Here is a 22,412-nt window from a genome sequence, read left to right on the forward strand (position 1 = left end):
GTGTCCGGAACGCCATTACCCATACAATTCCGGACATGACCACCGTCGCGCTGGCCGTCACCGACGGCATGCTGCACTTCGAGCTGTCCCTCGCCTACGAGGTGTTCGGGTTCGCCCCGGCCGGCGTCGAGCCCTGGTACGACCTGGCCGTGTGCGGCCCGGCCCCGGTGCGCGCCGGCCGGTTCCTGCTGGAGCCCGACCACGGCCTCGGCCACCTCCCGCGCGCCCACACCGTGATCGTCCCGGGCTGGGCCGACGTCGACGTGGACCCGCCCGCCGACCTGGTCGACGCGGTGCGCGCCGCGCACGAGGCGGGCGCGCGCGTGGTCTCGCTGTGCACGGGCGTGTTCGTGCTGGCCGCCGCCGGGCTGCTCGACGGGCGGCGCGCCACCACCCACTGGGCGCACACCGAGGTCCTGGCGTCCCGCTACCCCGAGGTGACGGTGGACCCCGACGTCCTGTACGTGGACAACGGCAGCGTGCTGACCTCCGCCGGGAAGGCCGCCGCCATGGACCTGTGCCTGCACCTGGTACGCCTCGACCGGGGCTCCTCGGTGGCCAACGTGGTCGCCCGGCGGCTGGTCGTGCCGCCGCACAGGGACGGCGGCCAGGCCCAGTTCGTCACCACGCCGGTGCCGGAGCCGGGCAACCATCCGCTCACCGGCCTGTTCCCCTGGGTGATGGCACGGCTCGACCAGCCGCTGACCGTCGAGGACCTGGCCCGCCAGGCGCGGATGAGCTCGCGCACCCTGGGCCGCCACTTCAGGTCGGTCACCGGCACCACGCCGCTGCAGTGGCTGCTGACGCAGCGGATCCGGCGCGCCCAGGAGCTGCTGGAGACCACCGGCGAGAGCATGGACGCCATCGCGGCGGCCACCGGCATGGGCACCGCCACCACGCTGCGCCGCAACTTCAACCGCGCGGTGGGCGTGGCCCCGGACGCCTACCGCCGCACCTTCCGCTCACGCGCCGCCGATCAGCGCCTCCAGAACAGCAGGTGAGTCATGCCGCTCGGGCTCGGCACCGTGTCGAGATGGAAGCGGTCGAGCAGCTCGGTGTGGCTCTCCCACAGCCGCTCGCCCCGCCCGAGCTCGACCGGCGCGACGGCGATGTGCAGCGTGTCGACCAGGTCGGCCGCCAGGAACTCGCGGATCGTGGCCACCCCGCCGCCCAGGCGCACGTCCCGGCCGCCGGCCGCCCGCCTGGCCCGCTCCAGCGCCTCGGCCGGGCTCGCGTCGAGGAAGTGGAACGTGGTGTCGGCCAGCGTGAACGACGGCCGTACGTGATGGGTGAGCACGAAGACCGGCGTGCGGAACGGCGGCCGGTCACCCCACCACCCCTGCCAGTCGTGGTTCTCCCACGGGCCCCGCTGCGGGCCGAACTTGTTCCTGCCCATGATCTCCGCGCCCATGTTGTTGCCCCAGTCGCGGGTCAGGTAGTCGTCGAGGCCGCGCGTGCCGCCCGGGTCGGTCCGGTTCACCCAGCTCGCGGTGGCGCCCGCCCAGGACCACATCGGGCCGGGATCGGCGTGGCCGAACGGCCGCTCCAGGCTCTGCCCCTCGCCGGCGCCGAACCCGTCCCTCGACACGGTGAAGCACTGCACCTTCAGCAACTGCGACATTCGTCCTCCTCTGACAGCTTCATCTCGGAGGTGGTCGGAGCCGCCGGCGGATTCTTGCGGTCAGGCCAGCAGCCGCCGCAGCCAGCGCAGCCGGGCCGCCCTCGCCTCCTGTGACAGCACCGCCTGCGGCGCCATCAGGTCGAACCCGTGGAAGGCGCCCGGCCACACGTGCAGCTCCGCCTGTCCGCCCGCCTGCCAGAGCCGGGTGGCGTAGGCGACGTCCTCGTCGCGGAACGTCTCGGCCGAGCCGACGTCGACGAACGCGGGCGGCAGCCCGGACAGGTCGCCGGCCCGCGCCGGGGCCGCGTACGGGGACACGTCCGGCCCGCCGCGCGCGTCGCCGAGCAGGGCCGTCCAGCCGGTCTCGTTCGAGGTGCGGTCCCAGATGCCCAGGCCCGCCATCTGCGCCGCCGACGGCGTGTCGTTGCGGTCGTCGAGCATCGGGCACATGAGCAACTGGCCGATCAGGGCCGGGCCGCCCCGGTCACGGGCCATCAGGGCCAGCGCCGCCGCCAGTCCGCCGCCCGCGCTGGGCCCGCCCACGACGAGGCGCGCCGGGTCGGCGCCCAGCTCGGCGGCGTGCTCGGCGGTCCACACCAGGCCCGCGTAGCAGTCGTCCACCGGCACGGGATGCGGATGCTCGGGGGCGAGCCTGTACTCCACGGACACCACCACCAGGCCCAGCTCCAGCGCCCAGTCGAGCAGGTCGTCGAGCCCGGTGCGGGCGTCGCCGAACATCATGCCGCCGCCGTGCGTGTAGTAGATCGCCGGAAGCGGCGTGGCGGCACCCGCCGGGCGGCACACCAGCAGCGGCACGTCGCCGTGCGGGCCGGGGGCCGTGTGCTCGCCGACGACGAGCGCGCCGCCCCGGGACAGCTCCTCGTCGGTCTGCGACGGGATGACCTCGCGGGCCGCCCGCAGGGCGTCGAGCGTGTCCAGGGTCATCGACGGCGACACGTACTCGGCCAGCACGGCCAGCGCCGCGCCCAGCTCCGGATCGAACGGCACCGGTGGTGAGCTCAAGGAAGTCCTCCGGACTCTCGGTGGCTTTCGGCTGTGGTGCCATCGTGCGCCCCGAACGGCCCGCGGGCGAGGGCCCCGGCGGTCGCGGCGAAAGCGCGTCGAAAGCGGGCGGGCGTAACGTCCCTGGTCAGGTAAGCCGAACAAAGCCCCCGCCGCCTAACGGAAAGGACCGCTCATGACCAGGAAGAGCACCGTGATCGCGCTGTCCGCCGCCGCGACCCTCGCGCTGGCGCTGATGGCGCCCCCGGCCTCGGCCGGCGACACCACCGTCTGGGGCTGCAAGCCGGGCAACGTGTGCCTGTACAACGGCAACCAGACCCCGGACTACCTCCACTACCAGACCGCCGGGAACGTTCCGGACGGCAAGTCGTTCTGGGTGATCGTCAACAACGGCCGTCAGCAGAACGGCGCCGACCACGTGTACTTCGAGTACCGGCACCAGGGCGGCTCGAAGTGGTATCCGAAGTGCCTGCACTTCTACCCCGGCAGCGGCTACAAGCTCGACCTGCGTGACGGGGCCGTGGGCGCGACGATCAGGAACATGTACTGGGGCGGCGAGTGCTGAACCGCCCCGGGGCGGTTCAGCCGATGACGAAGGGCAGCCTGGCCGCCAGCTCGCCCAGGTCCGCCGCCTCCGCGCGGGTGGGCGCGCGCCGTCCGGTGCCGACCAGCAGCGCGTCGGCGTCGGAGAACGACGCGGGGAACGCGGCGCCGGCGATCCGCTCCAGCATCGCCCTGGACCGGGCCGCCCCTTCGGCGGGCGGCCCGGCCGCGCCGGGCAGGTGCGCGACCAGGTCGAGGTGGTGCAGCGTCCACTCCAGGACGTAGGCGGTGAGGTAGTCGCCCGCGGTGAGCACCACGTCACGGGTGCTCACCCGCAGGCTCGGGTCGGCGAGGGCGGCGGCGCGCCCGGCGGCCGAGCCGACGTCGTCGAGGTGGAACTTGAGCAGCCGGGGCTCCTCGTATGCGGCGGCGAGCCGGACGATCAGCGCGTCGAGCGGGTCGTCACCGGTCGGCGGCGTCCGGCTGACCTCCCAGTAGGTCACCGCGTCGCGGGTCGGCTCCGCGTCGGCGGGGGTCACGAGCGTGATCAGGACGTCCTGGGCGTCGATGACCAGGTGGCACACCAGGTCACGCACCAGCCAGCCGGCGCAGCCGGACGGCCGCGCGAAATCGTCGTCGGTGAGCTCTGCGACCGCGGCGCGCAACGCCGCCCACGACCGGATGAAGGACTCCACGACGAGTACGCTAACCGACGCCGCCGCTGACGGGCCGGTCGCTACGCGCCCACGTAGTCGGCCAGGTGCTCGCCGGTGAGGGTGGAGCGGGCGGCGACGAGGTCGGCGGGCGTGCCCTCGAAGACGACCCGGCCGCCGTCGTGCCCGGCGCCGGGTCCGAGGTCGATGATCCAGTCCGCGTGCGCCATGACCGCCTGGTGGTGCTCGATGACGATGACCGACTTGCCGGCGTCGACGAGCCGGTCGAGCAGGCCGAGCAGTTGCTCGACGTCGGCGAGGTGCAGCCCGGTGGTCGGCTCGTCGAGGACGTAGACGCCGCCCTTGTCGGCCATGTGGGTGGCGAGCTTGAGCCGCTGCCGCTCGCCGCCGGACAGCGTGGTGAGCGGCTGGCCGAGGCTGAGGTAGCCGAGCCCGACGTCGGCGAGGCGGCCGAGGATGGCGTGCGCGGCCGGGGTGCGGGCCTCGCCGGAGCCGAAGAACTCGGCGGCCTCGGTCACCGGCATGGCGAGCACCTCGCTGATGTCGCGCCCGCCGAAGCGGTAGTCGAGCACCGCCGGCTGGAACCGCTTCCCCTCGCAGTCCTCGCAGGTGGTGGCGACGCCGGCCATCATCCCCAGGTCGGTGTAGACGACCCCGGCGCCGTTGCAGGTGGGGCAGGCGCCCTCGGAGTTGGCGCTGAACAGCGCCGGTTTGACGCCGTTGGCCTTGGCGAACGCCTTGCGGATCGGTTCGAGCAGCCCGGTGTAGGTCGCCGGGTTGCTGCGCCGCGAGCCCTTGATCGCGCTCTGGTCGACGGAGACGACGCCCGCCCTGGCCGGGATCGATCCGTGGATCAGCGAGCTCTTGCCGGATCCGGCGACGCCGGTGACGACGCAGAGCACGCCGAGCGGGATGTCCACGTCGACGTCGCGCAGGTTGTGCCGGTTGGCGCCGCGGATCTCCAGCTTGCCGGTCGGCTTGCGTACCGTGTCCTTGAGCCGGGCGCGGTCGTCGAGGTGGCGGCCGGTGATGGTGCCGCCGGCCCGCAGGCCCTCGTAGGTGCCTTCGTAGCAGATGCTGCCGCCGTCCGTGCCGGCGCCGGGGCCGAGGTCGACGACGTGGTCGGCGATGGCGATCGTCTCCGGCTTGTGCTCGACGACCAGGACGGTGTTGCCCTTGTCGCGCAGCCGCTTGAGCAGGTTGTTCATCCGCTGGATGTCGTGCGGGTGCAGGCCGATGGTGGGCTCGTCGAAGACGTAGGTGACGTCGGTGAGCGCGGAGCCGAGGTGGCGGATCATCTTGGTGCGCTGCGCCTCGCCGCCCGACAGCGTGCCCGCGGGCCGGTCGAGCGAGAGGTAGCCGAGCCCGATCTCGACGAACGACTCCAGGGTGTGCAGCAGCTTGGCGAGCAGCGGCGCGACCGACGGCTCGTCGAGGCCGCGGATCCACTCGGCCAGGTCGCTGATCTGCATGGCGCAGGCGTCGGCGATGTTGATCCCGGCGATGCGCGAGGAGCGGGCCTCCTCGCCGAGCCGGGTGCCGTCGCACTCGGGGCAGGTGGTGAAGGTGACCGCCCGGTCGACGAACGCCCGGATGTGCGGCTGCATGCCTTCGCGGTCCTTGGACAGGAACGACTTCTGGATCTTGGGGATCAGGCCCTCGTACGTGAGGTTGACGTCGTCGACCTTGACCTTGGTCGGCTCCTTGTAGAGGAAGTCCTGCAGTTCCTTCTTGGTGTAGTCGCGGATCGGCTTGTCGGGGTCGACGAACCCGGACTCGGCGTAGACGCGGACGGTCCAGAAGCTGTCGGACTTCCAGCCGGGGATGGTGAACGCGCCTTCGGAGATCGACTTGGAGTCGTCGTAGAGCTGGGTGAGGTCGATGTCGGAGACCGTGCCCCGGCCCTCGCACCGGGTGCACATGCCGCCGATGCGGGTGAAAGTCGCCTTCTCCGTCTTGCGCGCGCCGCGTTCGACGGTGATCGCGCCGCTGGCCCGGACGGTGGGGACGTTGAACGAGAACGCCTGGGGGGAGCCGATGCGCGGCTGCCCGAGGCGGCTGAACAGGATGCGCAGCATCGCGTTGGCGTCGGTCGCGGTGCCGACGGTGGAGCGCGGGTCGGCGCCCATCCGCTGCTGGTCGACGATGATCGCGGTGGTCAGCCCGTCGAGCACGTCGACCTCGGGCCGGGCCAGCGAGGGCATGAAGCCCTGGACGAACGCGCTGTAGGTCTCGTTGATCAGCCGCTGCGACTCGGCGGCGATCGTGCCGAACACCAGCGAGCTCTTGCCCGAGCCCGAAACGCCGGTGAACACCGTCAGCCGGCGCTTCGGGATCTCGACGCTGACGTCCTTGAGGTTGTTGACGCGGGCGCCGTGGACGCGGATCAGGTCGTGCGTGTCGGCGTCGTGCCGCGCAGGCGACTGCGCGTCCTGGCCAGGGGCCGTGCTCATGCTCTCTCCATCTGTTTCTGCTCAGGCTCGCTGAGGTCGCCTTCGCGCACTCGCCGGGGTGTGATCCGACCAGCTTCGAGGTTATTCGTCGGTCTCAGGTACGTGGCGCGCCGGTCACCGCGCTTCGTTGATGCGGACCAGGTTGCCCGCCGGGTCGCGGAAGGCGCAGTCGCGCACGCCCCACGGCTGGCTGGTCGGCTCCTGGACGACGTCGGCGCCGGCGGCCTGGACGCGCTTGAACGTCTCGTCGAGGTCGGGGGTGGCCAGCGTGATACCGGCGTAGACGCCCTTGTCCATGAGGCTGGCGATGGCGCGCTGCTCGTCCTCGCTGACGTTCGGGTCGGTGACGGGCGGCTCCAGCACGATGCACGTGCCGGGCCGGCCGGGCGGGCCGACGGTGATCCAGCGCATCCCCTCGGCGCCCACGTCGCCGCGCACCTCGAAGCCGAGGGCGTCGCGGTAGAAGGCCAGGGAGGCGTCCGGGTCGTCGTACGGGAGGAAGCTTGCGTAAATGGTGATGTCCATGCAGGTCACGCTAGGCGGGGGGAGGGGCGGGGCGCTTCTCCATTCCTGACCGATGCGCTCAGCACGCCCGCATCGCCGCGCGGGCCTGCTCGGCCGACAGGGGAGGGGCGGGCAGCGGCCGGGCGGCGGCGGCGCGCAGGCCGTCGAGCGAGAGCGCCAGGTGCCGCCGCCAGGCTCCCGGCGCGACGTCGTGCGTGGCCTTGACGGTCGCCGCGACGCCCCAGATCACGAAGGCCAGGTCGGTGAGCGTGACGTCGTCGCGCAGGTCACCGGACCGCCGGGCGCGGTCGAGGATCTCTTCCATCAGCGCGGGGCCGCGGTCGCCGGCCGCCGCGGTCCGCGCGGCGAGGTCGTTGTAGCCGAGGTCGGCGGCCTGGAGCTCGCACACGCCGGTCAGGAACGCGGTGAACCCCTCCCAGGCGTCGCCGGCCGCGAGCGCCTGTTCGGCCAGTTCGCTCACCCGGGCGACCCGGTCGGCGAACACGGCCTCCACCAGGGCGTCGCGGGTGGGGAAGCGGTTGTAGAGCGTCCCGATGCTCACCCCGGCCGTGCGGGCGATCTCCTCGAGCGGCACGTCGAGCCCGCGGTCGGCGAACAGCCGCCGGGCCGCCTCCAGGAGGCGTTCGCGGTTGTGCACGGCGTCCTTGCGCATGTCCGCAAGCTTAGCTAACTTGAGGTCCATCTCAACTTGAGGAGGACCTCAACTTATGTCCCGCACCATCGTGATCACCGGCGGCACGAGCGGCATCGGCCTCGCGCTCGCCCGCCACCACGCCGGGCGCGGCGACCGCGTCGTGGCCGTGGGCAGCAGCGAGGAAGGCGGCCGCCGCCTGCGCCAGGAGGCGCCGGGAGCCCGGTTCGTCAGGTGCGATCTCAGCTCGGTGAGCCGGACCCGCGACCTGGTGGCACGGCTCGCCGCCGAACACCCCGTCATCGACGCCCTGGTGCTCGCCGCGTTCCGGTTCAACCCGGCGCGGGTCGAGACGGAGGAGGGCTTCGAGCACACCTTCGCCCTGTACGTGATCAACCGCTGGCTGATGGCCGAAGGGCTGCGCGGCCCGCTGGAGCAGGCGCCGCGACCGGTGATCGTCAACCTGTGCGGCGCCGGGCAGGGCGGCCGCATCCACTGGGACGACCTCCAGCTCAGGAACGGCTACCGGGGCTTCACCGCGACCATGCAGGGCGCCCGCGCGAGCGAGCTGCTGGGGGCGGCCTACGGGTCCGCCGGCATCCGGTACGTGCTCTACAACCCGGTGTTCGTCGCGACGAGCCTGCACACGCCCTTCCGGCAGCCGTTGCGCGCGCTCGTGCGGGCGGGGTCGGCCGTGTTCGCGCAGTCCGTGAGCAAGGCCGTGCCGCCGATCGCCGCGCTCGTCGAACAGCCGCCGGTGGCGCCGCTCACGGCCTGGAAGAAGGGCAGGCCCGTCGCCATCACCGTGGACCCGGCCGAGGCGCGGCGCTTCGAGCAGGCCGTCCGCGCCCTGGGCGGCCCCGTCAGAGCGTGACCTCCGCCTCCCGGACCAGCCGGTGGAGCGTGTGCAGGGCGCGCAGGAAGGTCTCGCGGTCGGCCTCGGGCAGGTGGGCGAGCAGGCGGTCCTCGGCCTCCTGGATCCGGGCGCGGATCGAGCCGCACAGCCGGTGGCCTTCGCCGGTGATCGCCAGGATGCGGGCGCGGCGGTCGCGCGGATCGGGCTCGCGGGTGATGAGCCCGGCGGCCTGGAGCCGGTCGAGGGTGCCGATGATGCGGGTCTTGTCGGCGCCGATCGCCTCGGCCAGCGCCGCCTGGGTGCGCACCGAGCCGTCGTGGAGCGCGCCGAGCACGGCGTAGCCCCACATGGTCACCCCGTGCTCCGCCAGCACGGGCCGTTCGGCGGCGATGAGCGCCTGCAGGAGCGGATGCAGCATCTCGGCCAGGTCGCGTCGGCTCATGACGCGCCCGCGAAAACCTTTTGACAGATGATAAGCATGCGCAGATCATAAGCCAATGCCTACAAACGGGGAACCGATCGTCGCGCTCGACGCCCAGGCGGTCCAGGTCAGCGTGGAGCTGGCCGCCAGGGTGCGGCAGCCGGACCTGTCACGCCCGACGCCCTGCGCCGGATGGACGGTCCACGACCTGCTCGCGCACATGGCGGCCCAGCACCACGGGTTCGCCGCGGCGTCCAGGGGCGACGGCGGCCTGGCCCATTGGGAGACGCGCCCGCTCGGCGCCGACCCGGCGGCGGGCTACCGGGCCTCGGCCGAGCACGTGCTGGCGGCGTTCGCCGTCGACGGCGTGCCGGAGCGCGACTTCCCGCTGCCCGAGTTCGGCAGCGGGGCGGTCTTCCCCGGCAGGCAGGCGATCGGCTTCCACTTCATCGACTACGTCGTCCACTCCTGGGACCTGGCCAAGGCGCTGGGCGCCGGGGTCGAGTTCCCGCCCGGCCTGCTGGAGGCCGCGCTGGCCGTGGCCAAGGCCGTGCCCGACGGCGACGCCCGCCGCGCGCCACGGGCGCCCTTCGCGCCGGCGCTCGCCTGGGAGGGCGGGACGAAGCTGGACGAGATCGTCGCACACCTGGGCCGCTCACCGAGCTGGCCCCGGCAACAACCATGAGGAGCATGCCATGAGCAGTGTCAGATTGGTCCGCAACCCCCGGCTCACGCAGCAGGTGGACTACGCCTACGCCGCCGTCGCCGACGCGCCGGTGCGCAACATCTGGGTGGCCGGCGCGTGCCCCCTCGACCTCGACGGCGACACCGTCGCGGCCGGCGACTACGTCGCCCAGACGCACCAGGTGATGCGCAACCTCGTGATCTCGCTGGAGGAGGTCGGCGCGTCACTGACGGACGTCGCCAAGACCACCGTGTACGTGGCCTCCTCCCGGCAGGCCGACCTGGTCGCCGCCTGGGAGGTCTATCGGGAGTACATGGGCGAGCACGACGTGCCCAGCACCCTGCTCGGCGTGACCGTGCTCGGTTACGACGACCAGCTCGTCGAGGTGGAGGCCGTCGCCGTGCTCCCGGGCGCGGGCGGCTGAGCTCAGAGCCCTCGTCGTACGGGCGGAACCACGGCCGTACGACGAGGACGGCCAGCGGCAGGGCCGCGAGGGCGCCGTCATGTCCGGCGCGGCGGCGGCTTGACCGGCTGCCGGGGGGCGCTCCAGAGCGCGCTCAGCGGCCGCATGCCCTCCTCGACGTAGTCAGCGATGGGGCGCTCGCCGCCGTCGAGATACCACTGCTCCAGCGCGGCGAAGTAGCCGAAGGCGAGCGCGTTGGCGATCACCCGGGCCTGCGTCCGGCTCACCTCGCCCGACTCCGCGATCAGCGGGGCGATCCGCTGACCGGCGCGGTCGAGGGTGCCGCAGACGGCCGTGCGCACCGACGGCTCGGCGAAGAAGTAACGCACCCTGCGCCACGGGCTCCTGCCGGCCGGCGCCGCCTCCCCGGGAACGGGCGCGGCCTCGTAGGCGCGGACGGCGCGCAGCAGGCTGCCGACGGGGTCGCGCGGATCCAGGAACTCCTTGAGCCTTTCCGGGCTCATGGTGTCGAACTCGTCGGCGACCAGGATGCCCTCCTTGGTGCCGAAGTAGCGGTAGACGGACGACGGCGACACCTCGGCGGCGGCGGCGATCTCCTCGATCGTGACGGCCCCGAAGCCCTTCTCGTCGAACAGGTCGAGGGCGCTTTCCTGGATGGCGCGCATGGCCTTGAGCCGCCAGCGTTCGCGTAGCCCGGTCATGCCGGCACCCTACCAGGTTCCAGCAAGCTGCTCTCTTCTGACATTGACTGTCTGAAACACGGGACGTACAGTCACATGCTTGAGACAGTGACTGTCTCAAACCAAGAAGGGGTAAGACGATGACGAGAGACCGAAGCGCGCTGGCGCTGCTGTATCTGGGGGCCGGGCTCACCGCCCTGGCCGCCCTCGTCCCGTTCGCGAGCCGGTCACTCCTGGCCGGTCACATCAGGGCGGGCTACCCGTCCTACGGAACGGGCGCGATCGACGCCGCCGTCACCGCCTACCTGGTGATCCTGGCCACGGCCGGGGCACTGGGGCTGGCCGGCTGGCTCGGCACGGCCTGGGCGGCCCGCGCGGGCAGGCGGTGGGCCCGCGCGGCGGCGATCGGCCTGCTCGTGGCCGGGGCCTGCGTCGCGGTCGCCGCGCTGACCGTCCGCGACACCTCGGGGGACGTGGGGCTCGCGCCGCTGCTGGGCTGGCTGCAGGTCCTGCCGTGCGCGGCCGGACTCGCCGCCGTCGCGCTCTGGAGAAGACCGGCGTGACCGGCCGCGCGCTCGCCGCGCTCAAGCGCCGGAGCACCGGGCCGGGATCCTGCGCGGCTACGTCACCGCCGCCCCCGGCGCCCGCCCGCACCTGGGGCTCACCCCGAGGTCACCGATGCGGGAGTTTCACCGGATCGCGCCCGCCCACCCGGTCTCCCGCGTCCACCGGCGCACCCTCCAGCGGGGTCAGCCGGCAGGCAGCACGCAGAACTCGTTGCCGTCGGGGTCGGCCATGACCACCCAGGGGACGTCGCCCTGGCCGAGATCGACCCGCTGCGCGCCGAGCGAGAGAAGGCGGTCCACCTCGGCCCGCTGGTCGCCGTCCGCGGGCGTGAGGTCGAAGTGCGGCCGGCATTTGCCGTGCTTCTCCTCCACCGGCGGGCCGCCCCAGGCGATCTTGGGGCCGCCGTGCGGCGAGCGGATCGCGGTCTCCTCGTCCTGGTCCCAGACCAGCGGCCAGCCGAGCGCCTCGCTCCAGAAGTAGCCGACCTGCTGCGAGCCGTCGCAGGAGAGCGCGCCGATGGACCCGCAGTCGGCGAGGAACTTGTTGCCCGGCTCGATGACGCAGAACTCGTTGCCCTCGGGGTCGGCGAGGACGACGTGCGGATCGTCGGGGCTCTGCCCGATGTCGATGTGCCGGCCGCCCAGTTCGAGCGCGCGGGCCACCGTCTCGCGCTGGTTCTCCAGCGAACTGCTGGTCAGGTCGAAGTGCATCCGGTTCTGGACGGGCTTGTCCTCCTGGGACGGGAGGAACCGCAGCCGGAACCCGGTGTCGTCGGCCGGCAGGAGCGTGATGCCCTCGCGGGGATCGTCGGCCGACTCCCAGCCCAGGACTCCGGCCCAGAACCGGGCGAGCCGGACGGGATCGTGGGCGTCGAAGCTGAGCGCGACGAGCTGAGAGGTCATCCCGCGTCTCCAATCAATCAGGTACGGGTCTGTCACGTATGGGCGGATCGCGGCAGCAACGCTAGCCCGCGCCCGAGCCGCCACGCCAACGAATATGCGCCGGACGGCGACGCACGGTTGGCATGCCTTTGACCAGGACTGGTGAACTCCTTCGTACGGTCACGCGTGTCACGCGGCTCGTGCTGACCGTCCGCCGCCCAGCATGTGATGACGTCCTGCTCGCGCGCGTCATCGGGAGGAGTCATCATGAGCGGTGCCGGGGAGCGCGATGGCGACGGTGTCAGCGGGCTGACCTTCGAGGTGCTGGAGCCCGCGCCCGTCGGGATCGCCGTCACCCTCGGCCACGACCACCGGCTGCTCTACACCAACCGCGGCTACCGGTCGCTGTTCGGCGAGCGCCCGCTCGGCGTGCCGATCCGGGAGGCGTTCTCCGACCTCGTCAAGAAGGACTACTTCCTGCTGTTCGACCAGGTCTTCGACACCGGTGAGCCGATCGTCGTCACCGACATGCCGGGCGATCCGACCCTGCTGACCGAGAGCGGGCAGGAGCGGTTCTTCACGTTCAGCCTGTCCCAGACGACGTTCGACGACCGGCCGCTCGCCGACCGGCGCGGCGTCCTGGTGATGTGCCTGGAGGTGACGGACCAGGTCGGCTCCGCCCGCGAGATCCAGCACATCGCCGACGAGCGCCGCCGCATCCTGCGCCGCTACGAGAGCCTGGTACGGGTGAGCGCGCAGATCATCTGGGTGACCGGTCCCCAGGGCGGCGTGAGCGAGCCGAGCCCCGGCTGGGAGCGGGTGACCGGGCAGCCGTGGGAGGAGTTCCGCGGCGAGGGCTGGCTGCACGCCCTGCATCCCGACGACCGGGCCGAGGCGGCGCAGTCGTGGCAGCGCGCGCTGGAGCGGGTGCCCGACCGGTGGGAGCACACCTACCGGCTGCGCACCACGGAGGGCGGCTACCGGCACTTCCAGGTCCGCGCCGTGCCGATCAAGCAGGACGGCCGGGTGATCGAGTGGGTGGGGAGCTGCACGGACATCGAGGAGCAGTGGCAGGCGCAGCGCCGCCTGCGCCTGCTGAGCCGGGCCGCCGAGGCGATGGCCAACCGCACGTCCGTGGAGGAGATGCTCGGCGCCCTGGCCGACGTCATCGTGCCCGAGCTCGCCGACGGCTGCGGCGTCCACTTGGTGACCGATCTGGCGGAGGGGCTGGCGGGGGAGACGACGCTGGTCGTCGAGCGGGTGGCGACGGCGGCGGGCCCCGGGCTGCCGCGCATGCCGCGCTTCAGCGCCCAGCGGCTGCCGTCCGACGCGCGGTTCGTGCGCGCGGTGCGCCAGGCCAGGCCGTTCCTGGAGACGTTCCCGCCGGGCTCGCCGCCGCCCGACCTCGGCCCGGCGGGCACCCGGACCTGGCTGGAGCTCAGCCACGCCAACAGCCTGGCGATCCTGCCTGTGTCGGTCAACGGCACGGTCGCCGCCGTGGTCACCGCGGCGACCTGCGGCGACCGCCCGCCGATCGGCCGGGCCGGGATCGACCTGCTGCGGCAGATCTTCGAGCAGGCCCACGACGCGCTGCAGAACGTCATGCACTTCCAGCGGACCCGCCAGATCGCCTTCGCCCTGCAGCACAGCCTGCTCGCGGACCCGCCGCGCGTGCCCGGCCTGCTGATCACCGCCCGCTACCGGCCCAGCCTGGCCGCCGCCGAGGTGGGCGGCGACTGGTACGACTCGTTCGTGCTGCCGGACGGCGCGACCGTGCTCGCCATCGGCGACGTGGCCGGGCACGACCTGCGCGCCGCCGTGGCGATGGGCCAGCTCCGCAACATGCTGCGCGGCATGGTGGTCGACCGGCGCGAGCCGCCGGGGGAGATCCTGTCCCGGCTCAACATGGCGACCGAGACGCTGTACGGCGACGAGACGGCGACCTGCGTGCTGGCCAGGATCGAGCCGCACGACGGCGGCCACCGGCTCAACTACGCGGTCGCCGGGCACCCGCCGCCGCTGCTGGTCACGTACGCGGGCGAGGGGCGTTTCCTGACGGCGGGGGCCAACCCCCTGCTCGGCGTGCCCTACCCCCGCGAGTACGTCTCGGCGCGCGAGCCGCTGCCCCCGGGGGCGACGCTGCTCCTCTACACCGACGGCCTGGTGGAGCGGCCAGGGGAGAACCTCGACGACGGCCTGGCCCGGCTGAGCGAGCACGCGGGCGAGCTGGCGCGGGCGCCGCTGGAGCAGTTCTGCGACGAGGTGCTGAGCCGCATGCCGGTCTCCGGGCAGGACGACATCGCCATGATCGCGCTGCGCATGCCCGGCCCCGGCTAGCGGGACGGTCGGGCGTCGCCGTCGTCGACGGCCTTGGCGGCCCGGACGCCGGCCACGCCGCCCGCCACGGTCATCACGAGCAGGCCGGCGATCGTCACGTAGGCGGCGGTGACCTGCCCGGACGGCATGAGCCACACGGCCGCGCCGCCGGCCAGCCCGATGCCGCCCGCGACCAGCATGGGGACGCCGGCGGCCTTGTTGGCGGCCCGGAAGGCGGCCTCGCTGCGCATCGTGCCGGGGGTGCGGACGCCGACGGCGCCGTTGCGGGGCAGCCGCTCGGTCAGGCCGAGGAAGCCGGTGACGACCACGGTGAGGCCTCCGGCCGCGAGCACGTACGGGAGGATCTCCACCATTCGATCGTGAAGCGGGGCGAAGGCCCGTACCAGTCACAGATCCCTGTGCTGGAAGGACACCGCGGTGAGCGCCCACATCATCGCCACCCACGCCGCCGCCCACCCGAGGTAGGCGGCCGAGAGCGGCGCCGCGCCCAGGAACGGGAAGCCGTCGAACTCGGCGCCGAACCGCGCCAGGACCACCGGGTCCTGCAAGGCGTGCATGGCGCCGCGCCACAGCCCGTCGGTGGGCAGCAGCATCCGTGAGACGGCGCCGACGCGCGCGACGCCCTCGTTGCCGAGCGCCTCGCCGATGCCGCCCACCACCCCGGCGACCCAGGTGGCGCCGAACAGCCCCACCGCGACGACGCCGGAGGCCATCGGCGAGACGACCGTGGCCAGCAGCAGGCCCAGCGTGAGCAGCACGACCGTCTGCCCGGCGAGCAGCGCCAGGGCGGTCGCCGGTCGCGGCGGCCAGTAGCCGACCGTCGCCAGGACGACGAGGCACTGCGCCAGCCCGGCGAGCACGACGAAGCCGCTGCCGAACGCGGCCAGGCCCAGCCACTTGCCCAGCAGAACCGCCGAGCGGCGGACCGGCCGGGCCAGCACCGCGAGCGCGATGCCCGACTCGGTCTCGCCCGACAGCGTGGGCCCGGCGAGGAAGGCGGTGCCGAGCGCCGCGATCAGGCTGAGGCCGAACATCACCAGGTTGAGCAGCTGGGAGGCAGCCAGCCTGGCCTGGCCGCTGGTGAGCGTGCCGAGGCCGCTCTCCGCCGCCAGCCGGGAGAACCCCCAGCCGCTCAGCAGGAGCAGCGCGGCCGTGAGCACGACGACGGCCAGCAGCGCGCGCCGCCGGGAGGCCTCGCGCAGGGTGAGCGCGGCGACGGTGAGGACCGTCATGCGGCGTCCTCCTGACCGGCCCGCAGGATGCCGAGCAGGCGCTCCTCCAGGCTGACGCGCGCCGGCTCGACCGCGTGCACGCGCACGCCGAGCGCGACCAGGTCGCGCACCAGCTCAGGGACGGCCGCCTCGTCGTCGCCGGCCGGCAGCGCCACGGTGAACCCGTCGCCGTCCCGCCGCACGTCCCCGGTCGCGGCCAGCCGCGCCTGCGCCTCGGGGGAGAGGTCCGTCAGGCGCAGCCGCAGCTTGCGCCGCCCGAGCAACTCGCCGAGGGTCCCGGACGCGGCGACCCGGCCCCGGTCGAGGATGACGACGCGGTCGCAGACCCGTTCGACCTCGCCGATGAGGTGCGAGTTGAGCAGCACGGCGACGCCGCGCGCCTTCAGCGCCAGGACGATGTCGCGCACGTCGGCGCGGCCGAGCGGGTCCAGCGCGCTGGTCGGCTCGTCCAGGATCACCAGCTCGGGCCGGGCCACCAGGGCGACCGCCAGGCCGAGCCGCTGCTGCATCCCCTTGGAGAAGCCGCCCACGCGGTCGGCGGCGCGCTCGCCCAGCCCGACGAGGGACAGGCAGTCGTGCCGCTCCGGCGCGGGCACGGTGACGCCCGCCAGCCTGACGTGGAGGGCCAGCACCTCGGCCGCGCTCAGCCACGGCTGGTAGCGGAAGAGCTCCGGCAGGTAGCCGACGCGGGCGCGGGAGGCGGGATCGCCCGCGGGCCGGCCGAGCAGCACCGCCTCGCCCGCGTCGGGGCGGACCAGGCCGAGCAGCATCTTGATCACCGTGGACTTGCCGGCGCCGTTCGGGCCGAGCAGCCCGACCACCTCGCCGCGGCCCACCTCCAGCGACACGTCCTCGACGGCGGGCCGCCTGCCGTAGCGCCTGCGCAGGCCCGAGCACCGCACGGCGGGCGGGCTCGGCGGCGTGCCGCCGGTCATCGGAGGTCCCCGGCGACCGCCAGCACCTCGGCGGCGTCCAGCGCGCCCGCCACGGCGGTCACCACGCCGCCGTCCACCCACACGACGGCCGCCAGCGTCCGGTCGCGGGTGGCGATCACCGTGGCCGGCACCCCGTGCACGCTCGCCCGGGAGGTGGTGAACCGCCCGGCCGGCACGGGCAGCGGCAGGGTGTCCCGCTCCGGGCCGAACGCGCGCAGCAGCGCGGCGGCCTCGTCCGGCAGGCCGGGCAGCGTCAGCAGGTAGTCGCGCACGCTCGCGTACGGGACGCCGGACGACAGCGCGCGGGGCGCGACGGCGCGGCCGACGACGAGGGCGGGCACCCCGGCGGGCTGCGACCAGATCCCGGCCACACCGGGCCCGGCGACCAGGCGCACCCGCTGCCCGTCCAGCCCCGGCGGGGGCGGCGGCAGCGGCTGCCCGGCCTCGGCGGCGGCCTTGCCGGCCCGGTCCGCGGAGAACGTGAACGTCGCGGTCATCTCGCCCACGACCTGGTGGACGGGCTCGCCGGCGACGCCGCGCGGCAGCGTGCGCACCACGGGCACGTCGAGCCCGGTGCGCGCCTTGGCGGCCGCCGCGTCCGGGACCTCGCGCGGCCCGTCGCCGCCGGTCACCACGACGTCGCCGTACGCGCTCAGGTCGGGCAGGGCGACGAGGTCGGCGGCGCCGACACCGACCGGCTCGATCCGCTCGGTCCGGAAGATCGGCACCCAGTCGTTGGCGGCGGCCGTGCCCGCGCCCGCCAGGACGACGGCGACGGCGAGCGCGGCGGCCACGGGGCTGCGCAGGACGGCCCGGACGGCGCGCCGGGGCGGGTGTTCTGTGGGATGACGCATGACGGTTCGGCTCCTTGTCCCCTCGGGCACGGCGTCATCAAAGCAGACGGGTTTGCGGGCGCCGCGCAGCCTGTGTGCGGGTCCTGTGCAGGTCGTGCGCGCTTACGGAGTAGTTAACCCCGGCCATATCTGCAACCATCTAATGTCCTAGAACACTAGATAAATGGAGAAATGGTGATCGAGTTCTACCTGGACGCCAAGTCCGGCCTCGCGCCCTACCAGCAGATCGTCCAGCAGGTACGGCACGCGCTCCGGCTGGGGCTGCTCCACGAGGGCGACCAGCTCCCGACCCTCAAGGAGGTCGTGGCGCAGTTGGCGATCAACGCCAACACCGTCCTCAAGGCGTACCGGGAGCTCGAGCACGAGGGCCTGGTCGCCGCCCGGCCGGGCGTCGGGACGTTCGTGACGGCGACGCTCGCCGGCACGTCGCTGGCCGCGCACGGCCCGCTGCGGCTGGAGCTGCGGCACTGGCTGGCCAAGGCGCGCCGAGCCGGGCTCGACGACGAGAGCATCGAGGCCCTCTTCATGACCACATTCAGGACCGCCGCACAGGAGGACATCGCGTGAGTTCCGTCTTGGAGGCCCGCGGGCTGGGCAAGCGATACGGCAGGCGCTGGGCGTTACGCGAGTGCACCATCGACATCCCCGACGGGCACGTCGTCGGGCTGGTCGGGCCCAACGGAGCCGGCAAGACCACGCTGCTGAAGCTGGCCGGCGGCCAGCTTCAGCCGACGACCGGCGGGCTGTCGGTGCTGGGCGGCCGGCCCGCCGCCGGGCCCGCGCAACTGGCCAAGGTCGGCTTCGTCGCCCAGGACACCCCCGTCTACGCCGGGCTGAGCGTCGCCGAGCACCTGCGGCTGGGCGCCCGGCTCAACACCGGCTGGGACGCCGCAACGGCGCGCGAGCGGATCGCCCGGCTCGGCCTCGACCCCGCCCAGCGCGCCGGCCGGCTGTCCGGCGGCCAGCGCGCCCAGCTCGCCCTGACCCTCGGCCTGGCCAAGCGGCCCGAGCTGCTGATCCTGGACGAGCCGGTCGCCTCGCTCGACCCGCTGGCCCGCCGCGAGTTCCTGCAAGGGCTGATGGAGGCGACGGTCGAGCACGAGCTCAGCGTCGTGCTCTCCTCCCACCTGGTCTCCGACCTGGAACGGACGTGCGACTACCTGATCGTGCTGGTCGACTCCCGGGTCCGGATCGCGGGGGAGGCCGAGCGGCTGCTGGCCACCCACCACCGCCTCACCGGCCCGCGCCGCGACCCCGGCACGCTGCCCGCCGACCAGCACGTCGTCTCCGCCCGGCACACCGACCGGCAGAGCACGTACGTCGTCCGCACCGACCGGCCGATCCTCGACCCGGCGTGGACGGTCAGCCGGCTCACGCTGGAGGACCTGGTCCTGGCGTACATGGACGATTCCACCGCCGCCGGCCCGCGGCCCGCCCTGGAGGTGCGGCGATGATCTGGCTCACCTGGCGGCAGTTCCGCGGCGCGGCCCTGATGACGTCCGCCCTGCTCGTGGCGCTCGCCGCCGTCCTGGCGCCGACCGGCTCGCGGCTGGCCGCCGACTACGCGGCCGGGCTCGCCGCCTGCGCGCCCGGCGCGGAGTGCCTGCACTTCTACGACCGGTTCTTCGACGCGTACCGGATGCCGTTCCTGGCCGGCACCCTCGTGGTCCTGATCCTGCCCGCCCTCGTCGGCCTCTTCTGGGGGGCGCCGCTGATCACCCGCGAGCTGGAGGCCGGCACCCACCTGCTGGTGTGGAACCAGGGCATCACCCGCAGGCGCTGGCTGGCGGTCAAGCTGGCCCTCACCGGCCTGGTCGCGGCCGCCGCCGCCGGGGTCAGCGGGCTCGCGGTCACCTGGTGGTCGGGCCCGCTCGACCAGTCGGCGCCGGAGGGCTTCGCGCTCATGGACCCGCTGGTGTTCAGCGCGCGCGGCATCCTTCCGCTCGGGTTCGCGGCCTTCGCCTTCGTCCTCGGCGTGAGCATCGGCATGCTCGTCAAGCGGACGCTGCCCGCGATGGCGCTCACGCTGCTCGTCTTCACCGCGGTCCAGGTCGCCATGCCGCTGCTGGTCAGGCCGCACCTGATGCCGCCGGTCACCTCGACGTTCGACCTCACCCAGGAGAACGTCGACATGTTCGGCGTGCGCCGCGACGGGCTGACCACGGTGACCCTGACCCAGGCGATCCCCGGGCACACGGGGGCGTGGGTGCTGTCGAGCGAGCTCATCGACGGATCGGGCCGCACGCTGGCCGCGAGCGGTGACGAGGCGGTCGTCCACGGCGTCTCCATCACGTCCGGGCCCTGCGGGACACAGCAGGCGCGGCAGGGCCCGGGGGCCTGCCTGTCCGAGCTCAGCCGGCTCGGCTACCGGCAGCGGGCCGCCTACCAGCCCCTCGACCGCTTCTGGGCCCTGCAGTGGATGGAGACCGGCATCTACGCGCTGCTCACCGCCGCCCTGACGGGGCTGTCCTTCCGGTGGGTGCGGAGGCGCCTGTCATGACGGCCAGGACAGCGGCCGCCGGGCTCGCCCTGCTCCTGGCCGCCACCGCGTGCACGGCGCCCGCGCCGCCGCGCAGCCAGGGCGGCACAGGCGGAACAGCGGCCGGGACCGCCTGCGAGCGCCCCGCGGGCCCGCCCGCCGCCGAGACGGCCACCACGATCGACGTCATCGAGCAGGCGTACTTCTGCATCCTCGGCTCCTACTACGGCGGCGCCGCCCTGGACGCCCGCTCGCTGCTGACCGCCGGGTTCGCCGCGCTGGCGCGTGAACTCGACCGCCACGGCCGCGACCTGCCCGAAGCCACCATGCCCGCGCTGACCGGCGACCGGAAGGCCGACTGGGCCGCGTTCGAGACCGCCTTCCGGAAGATCACCGGCCAGGTCCCCGGGCTGGGCGACCAGCCGGCCGTCGTCACCCTGGTGGCCATCGTGGCCAGCCTCGGCGACAACCACGCCCGCTGGACGCACGGCCTCGCCCGGCCGCCGGGCCACTACGACGGCGACGGCTACGGCCTGGGCCTCCAGGCGAGCGCCGACGGCCCGCAGGTGCACGGCAACCCAGCCGCCGCCGTGCCCCCGCTGTTCGTCACGGCCGTGCACGGCGGCGCGGCGCGGGCCGCCGGGCTGCGGCCCGGCGACGTGATCGAATCGATCGACGGATCGGCCCCGTTCATCGGCGGGAAGGCCACGGCCGCGATCGCCGCCCTGTACGAGCCCTACCCCCGGGCCCGGCCGGTCCGGCTGAGCCTGCTGCGGGAGGGCACCGGCCGCCGCTGGAGCGTGACGCTCAGGCCCGGCCTCTACCAGCGGGACCTGGCCGAGCTGCAGGTGGTGCGGTCGAGGCTGCTGGACGACGACGTCGCCTACGTACGGGTGGCCGGGTTCGCGCCCGACTCGGCGAACCGGGCGCTCAGGGCGATCGCGCGGCTGCGCGCGGGCCGGACGCTCGCCGGTGTCGTGCTGGACCTGCGCGGCAACGGCGGCGGCAGCCCGGACGAGGCGGTGCGGCTGGTGAGCGCGTTCGCGCACGGCCAGGTCACCGCCTACCAGTGCGCGGGCGACGGCCGGTGCGAGGCGTCGCGCACCGACGACACCGTCGAGCTGGTCGGCCTGCCGCTGGTCGTGCTCGTCGACCGCAGCTGCGCCTCGGCGTGCGAGCACTTCAGCTCCGCCGTCAAGGCCCTGGGCGCGGGGCGGCTGGTCGGCACCAGGACCGCCGGGGTGATCTCCGGCCCGGCGCAGGCGTACCGGCTCGGCAACCACACCACGCTGAGCCTGCCGGGCAAGCGCCATCTCGGGCCGCGCCGCGAGGTGATCGACCGGATCGGCGTGCCGCCCGACCACTACGCGCCCCTGACCCCGCGCGACGCCGCCGCCGGGCGCGATCCCGCGCTGGCGCAGGGCCTGCGCCTGCTGAGGGAGGCCTCATGAGAGCGATCCTGGCGGCGCTCGCCGTCGTCACGCTGGCGACCGCGTGCGGCGCGCCCGCCCCGCCCCGGACGGCCGCCGCCCCGGCCCCGCCGGCCGGTCCCGCCACGCTGCCCGCCCCCACCGGCCCGCACCGGGTCGGCACCAGGACCATGTACGTGGAGGACGACTCCCGCCCCGACCCCTGGGATCCCGACGCCCGGACCCGGCGGCTCAAGGTCACGCTGTGGTACCCGGCCGAGCGGCGGGACGGGGAGCCAGCGCCGTACATGACGCCGAAGGAGTCGGAGCTCAACCTGAAGGGCGGCCGGATCGCGGGCGTCCCGTACGACCTGCTGAGCCGGACGCGGACGCACGCCGTCAAGGACGCCGAGCCGGCGGGGCGCGAGCTGCCGCTGGTGGTGCTGTCGCCCGGCTTCACCAAGCCGGTCAGCCTGCTCACGTCGCTGGCCGAGGACCTGGCCAGCCGGGGGTACGCGGTGGCGGGGATCGACCACACCCACGAGAGCTACGCGACCACGTGGCGGGACGGGACGGTCGCGGAGTGCCTGGCCTGCGACAGCGACACCGACCCCGGCTTCGGCGCCCGCGTGGTGCGCGGCCGGGCGGCCGACGTGTCGTTCGTCCTGGACCGGCTGGCGGACACCGAGCTGGTCGATCCGGGCAGGATCGCGATGGCGGGCCAGTCGATCGGCGGGGCCGCCGCCCTGGCGGCCATGGTGACGGACCCCCGGGTGCGCGCCGGGATCGACCTGGACGGCAGCACCTACGCCAGGATTCCCCGGGGCGGGCTCGCGCGGCCGTTCATGTTCGTCGGCACTCCGCAGCACGGGCCCGGCGGCGGCGACGGCTCGTGGGACCGGGACTGGAAGCTGCTGACCGGGTGGAAGCGCCGGCTCGTCGTGGCCGGGGCGGAGCACCAGTCGTTCACCGACGGGCCGGTGCTGACGGCCGCGTTCGGCGTCAGGCCCGCCACCGGGATCATGGCGGCGGGGCGCGCCGTGGAGCTCACCCGCACGTACGTGGCGGCCTTCCTCGACCGGCACCTGAGGGGCACGCGGCAGCCTCTGCTGGACGGGCCGTCGCCGCGACACCCCGAGGTCACGTTCGGCAAGGAACGCGCCTAGGACCGGACCTGACCAG

The 22,412-nt window shown here is 73.9% G+C and carries 25 protein-coding genes; 12 read left to right on the forward strand and 13 right to left on the reverse strand.

The features are described from left to right. The first annotated feature begins 35 nt into the window (after positions 1 to 35). Entirely contained in the window at positions 36 to 1,001 is a 966-nt protein-coding gene (locus tag ACBI99_RS20175) for a helix-turn-helix domain-containing protein (protein WP_357587954.1), read from the forward strand. Here ACBI99_RS20175 and ACBI99_RS20180 read toward each other — a convergent pair. Beyond that, positions 977 to 1,621, reverse strand: a complete 645-nt coding sequence (locus ACBI99_RS20180; RefSeq protein WP_219507611.1) for a dihydrofolate reductase family protein — start codon at positions 1,619 to 1,621, stop codon at positions 977 to 979. The genes ACBI99_RS20175 and ACBI99_RS20180 overlap by 25 nt on opposite strands. A 60-nt stretch (positions 1,622 to 1,681) precedes the next feature. Continuing rightward, positions 1,682 to 2,644, reverse strand: coding sequence for an alpha/beta hydrolase (locus ACBI99_RS20185; RefSeq protein WP_246645325.1), 963 nt, complete (start codon positions 2,642 to 2,644; stop codon positions 1,682 to 1,684). A gap of 175 nt (positions 2,645 to 2,819) precedes the next feature. On the opposite strand from ACBI99_RS20185, the gene ACBI99_RS20190 reads away from it, so the two are divergent. Next, entirely contained in the window at positions 2,820 to 3,209 is a 390-nt protein-coding gene (locus ACBI99_RS20190) for a hypothetical protein (RefSeq protein WP_219507612.1), read from the forward strand. A 16-nt stretch (positions 3,210 to 3,225) separates the two neighbouring features. Here ACBI99_RS20190 and ACBI99_RS20195 read toward each other — a convergent pair whose 3' ends face one another. From ACBI99_RS20195 to ACBI99_RS20210, 4 genes are all read right to left on the reverse strand, one after another. Further along, positions 3,226 to 3,882, reverse strand: a complete 657-nt coding sequence (locus ACBI99_RS20195; protein ID WP_219507614.1) for a maleylpyruvate isomerase N-terminal domain-containing protein — start codon at positions 3,880 to 3,882, stop codon at positions 3,226 to 3,228. Positions 3,883 to 3,923: 41 nt separating this feature from the next. Continuing rightward, a complete protein-coding gene (locus tag ACBI99_RS20200) occupies positions 3,924 to 6,314 on the reverse strand; it encodes an excinuclease ABC subunit UvrA (RefSeq protein ID WP_219507616.1) in 2,391 nt (796 codons plus the stop codon). 114 nt (positions 6,315 to 6,428) lie between these two features. After that, on the reverse strand, positions 6,429 to 6,839 hold the full coding sequence (locus tag ACBI99_RS20205) for a VOC family protein (protein ID WP_219507617.1): 411 nt from the start codon (positions 6,837 to 6,839) through the stop codon (positions 6,429 to 6,431). A gap of 58 nt (positions 6,840 to 6,897) precedes the next feature. After that, positions 6,898 to 7,491 carry a TetR/AcrR family transcriptional regulator gene (locus ACBI99_RS20210; protein ID WP_219507619.1) on the reverse strand — a complete coding sequence of 198 codons (594 nt, stop codon included), beginning with the start codon at positions 7,489 to 7,491 and terminating at the stop codon, positions 6,898 to 6,900. Between the two features lie 55 nt (positions 7,492 to 7,546). On the opposite strand from ACBI99_RS20210, the gene ACBI99_RS20215 reads away from it, so the two are divergent. Beyond that, positions 7,547 to 8,344, forward strand: coding sequence for an SDR family NAD(P)-dependent oxidoreductase (locus ACBI99_RS20215; protein WP_375073058.1), 798 nt, complete (start codon positions 7,547 to 7,549; stop codon positions 8,342 to 8,344). On the opposite strand, the gene ACBI99_RS20220 is transcribed toward ACBI99_RS20215, so the two are convergent. Next, the gene (locus ACBI99_RS20220) at positions 8,334 to 8,768 is read right to left on the reverse strand and encodes a MarR family winged helix-turn-helix transcriptional regulator (RefSeq protein ID WP_219507623.1); all 435 of its coding nucleotides are present in this window, start codon (positions 8,766 to 8,768) and stop codon (positions 8,334 to 8,336) included. The two genes, ACBI99_RS20215 and ACBI99_RS20220, sit on opposite strands and share 11 nt — an antisense overlap. A gap of 55 nt (positions 8,769 to 8,823) precedes the next feature. Between ACBI99_RS20220 and ACBI99_RS20225 the strand changes: the two genes are divergently transcribed. After that, on the forward strand, positions 8,824 to 9,432 hold the full coding sequence (locus tag ACBI99_RS20225) for a TIGR03086 family metal-binding protein (RefSeq protein ID WP_375073059.1): 609 nt from the start codon (positions 8,824 to 8,826) through the stop codon (positions 9,430 to 9,432). Positions 9,433 to 9,442: 10 nt separating this feature from the next. After that, positions 9,443 to 9,856 (forward strand): RidA family protein, encoded by a 414-nt coding sequence (locus ACBI99_RS20230; protein WP_219507627.1) that lies wholly within the window; start codon positions 9,443 to 9,445, stop codon positions 9,854 to 9,856. 77 nt (positions 9,857 to 9,933) lie between these two features. Here the strand turns inward: ACBI99_RS20230 and ACBI99_RS20235 are convergent, their stop codons facing one another. Continuing rightward, the gene (locus ACBI99_RS20235; RefSeq protein ID WP_375073060.1) at positions 9,934 to 10,557 is read right to left on the reverse strand and encodes a TetR/AcrR family transcriptional regulator; all 624 of its coding nucleotides are present in this window, start codon (positions 10,555 to 10,557) and stop codon (positions 9,934 to 9,936) included. 119 nt (positions 10,558 to 10,676) lie between these two features. Here ACBI99_RS20235 and ACBI99_RS20240 point away from each other — a divergent pair, with 119 nt between their 5' ends. Beyond that, positions 10,677 to 11,099 carry a hypothetical protein gene (locus tag ACBI99_RS20240; RefSeq protein WP_219507631.1) on the forward strand — a complete coding sequence of 141 codons (423 nt, stop codon included), beginning with the start codon at positions 10,677 to 10,679 and terminating at the stop codon, positions 11,097 to 11,099. A 186-nt stretch (positions 11,100 to 11,285) separates the two neighbouring features. Here the strand turns inward: ACBI99_RS20240 and ACBI99_RS20245 are convergent, their stop codons facing one another. Further along, positions 11,286 to 12,005, reverse strand: coding sequence for a VOC family protein (locus ACBI99_RS20245; RefSeq protein WP_375073061.1), 720 nt, complete (start codon positions 12,003 to 12,005; stop codon positions 11,286 to 11,288). 246 nt (positions 12,006 to 12,251) lie between these two features. Between ACBI99_RS20245 and ACBI99_RS20250 the strand changes: the two genes are divergently transcribed. Further along, the gene (locus ACBI99_RS20250; protein ID WP_375073062.1) at positions 12,252 to 14,321 is read left to right on the forward strand and encodes a SpoIIE family protein phosphatase; all 2,070 of its coding nucleotides are present in this window, start codon (positions 12,252 to 12,254) and stop codon (positions 14,319 to 14,321) included. On the opposite strand, the gene ACBI99_RS20255 is transcribed toward ACBI99_RS20250, so the two are convergent. Genes ACBI99_RS20255 through ACBI99_RS20270 form a run of 4 tightly spaced genes read right to left on the reverse strand, consistent with a single transcriptional unit; the run spans position 14,318 to position 17,342 of the window. Then, positions 14,318 to 14,671 (reverse strand): SdpI family protein, encoded by a 354-nt coding sequence (locus ACBI99_RS20255; protein ID WP_375073063.1) that lies wholly within the window; start codon positions 14,669 to 14,671, stop codon positions 14,318 to 14,320. The genes ACBI99_RS20250 and ACBI99_RS20255 overlap by 4 nt on opposite strands. A 36-nt stretch (positions 14,672 to 14,707) precedes the next feature. Beyond that, positions 14,708 to 15,553, reverse strand: coding sequence for a hypothetical protein (locus ACBI99_RS20260; RefSeq protein ID WP_375073064.1), 846 nt, complete (start codon positions 15,551 to 15,553; stop codon positions 14,708 to 14,710). Continuing rightward, the gene (locus ACBI99_RS20265; protein ID WP_375073065.1) at positions 15,550 to 16,488 is read right to left on the reverse strand and encodes an ABC transporter ATP-binding protein; all 939 of its coding nucleotides are present in this window, start codon (positions 16,486 to 16,488) and stop codon (positions 15,550 to 15,552) included. The genes ACBI99_RS20260 and ACBI99_RS20265 overlap by 4 nt, the downstream gene beginning before the upstream one ends. Further along, entirely contained in the window at positions 16,485 to 17,342 is an 858-nt protein-coding gene (locus ACBI99_RS20270) for a hypothetical protein (RefSeq protein WP_375073066.1), read from the reverse strand. Before ACBI99_RS20270 ends, ACBI99_RS20265 begins: the two co-directional genes overlap by 4 nt. 174 nt (positions 17,343 to 17,516) lie before the next feature. On the opposite strand from ACBI99_RS20270, the gene ACBI99_RS20275 reads away from it, so the two are divergent. Genes ACBI99_RS20275 through ACBI99_RS20295 form a run of 5 tightly spaced genes read left to right on the forward strand, consistent with a single transcriptional unit; the run spans position 17,517 to position 22,396 of the window. After that, positions 17,517 to 17,909, forward strand: a complete 393-nt coding sequence (locus tag ACBI99_RS20275) for a GntR family transcriptional regulator (protein ID WP_357587968.1) — start codon at positions 17,517 to 17,519, stop codon at positions 17,907 to 17,909. Further along, a complete protein-coding gene (locus ACBI99_RS20280) occupies positions 17,906 to 18,796 on the forward strand; it encodes an ABC transporter ATP-binding protein (RefSeq protein ID WP_357587970.1) in 891 nt (296 codons plus the stop codon). The genes ACBI99_RS20275 and ACBI99_RS20280 overlap by 4 nt, the downstream gene beginning before the upstream one ends. Beyond that, positions 18,793 to 19,842, forward strand: a complete 1,050-nt coding sequence (locus ACBI99_RS20285) for an ABC transporter permease (RefSeq protein WP_375073067.1) — start codon at positions 18,793 to 18,795, stop codon at positions 19,840 to 19,842. The genes ACBI99_RS20280 and ACBI99_RS20285 overlap by 4 nt, the downstream gene beginning before the upstream one ends. After that, positions 19,839 to 21,272 carry a S41 family peptidase gene (locus ACBI99_RS20290; protein ID WP_375073068.1) on the forward strand — a complete coding sequence of 478 codons (1,434 nt, stop codon included), beginning with the start codon at positions 19,839 to 19,841 and terminating at the stop codon, positions 21,270 to 21,272. Before ACBI99_RS20285 ends, ACBI99_RS20290 begins: the two co-directional genes overlap by 4 nt. Next, on the forward strand, positions 21,269 to 22,396 hold the full coding sequence (locus tag ACBI99_RS20295) for an alpha/beta hydrolase family protein (protein ID WP_375073069.1): 1,128 nt from the start codon (positions 21,269 to 21,271) through the stop codon (positions 22,394 to 22,396). Before ACBI99_RS20290 ends, ACBI99_RS20295 begins: the two co-directional genes overlap by 4 nt. Positions 22,397 to 22,412 lie beyond the last annotated feature (16 nt).

The sequence above is a fragment of the Nonomuraea sp. ATR24 genome (assembly GCF_041950485.1).
GTDB lineage: Bacteria > Actinomycetota > Actinomycetes > Streptosporangiales > Streptosporangiaceae > Nonomuraea > Nonomuraea ceibae.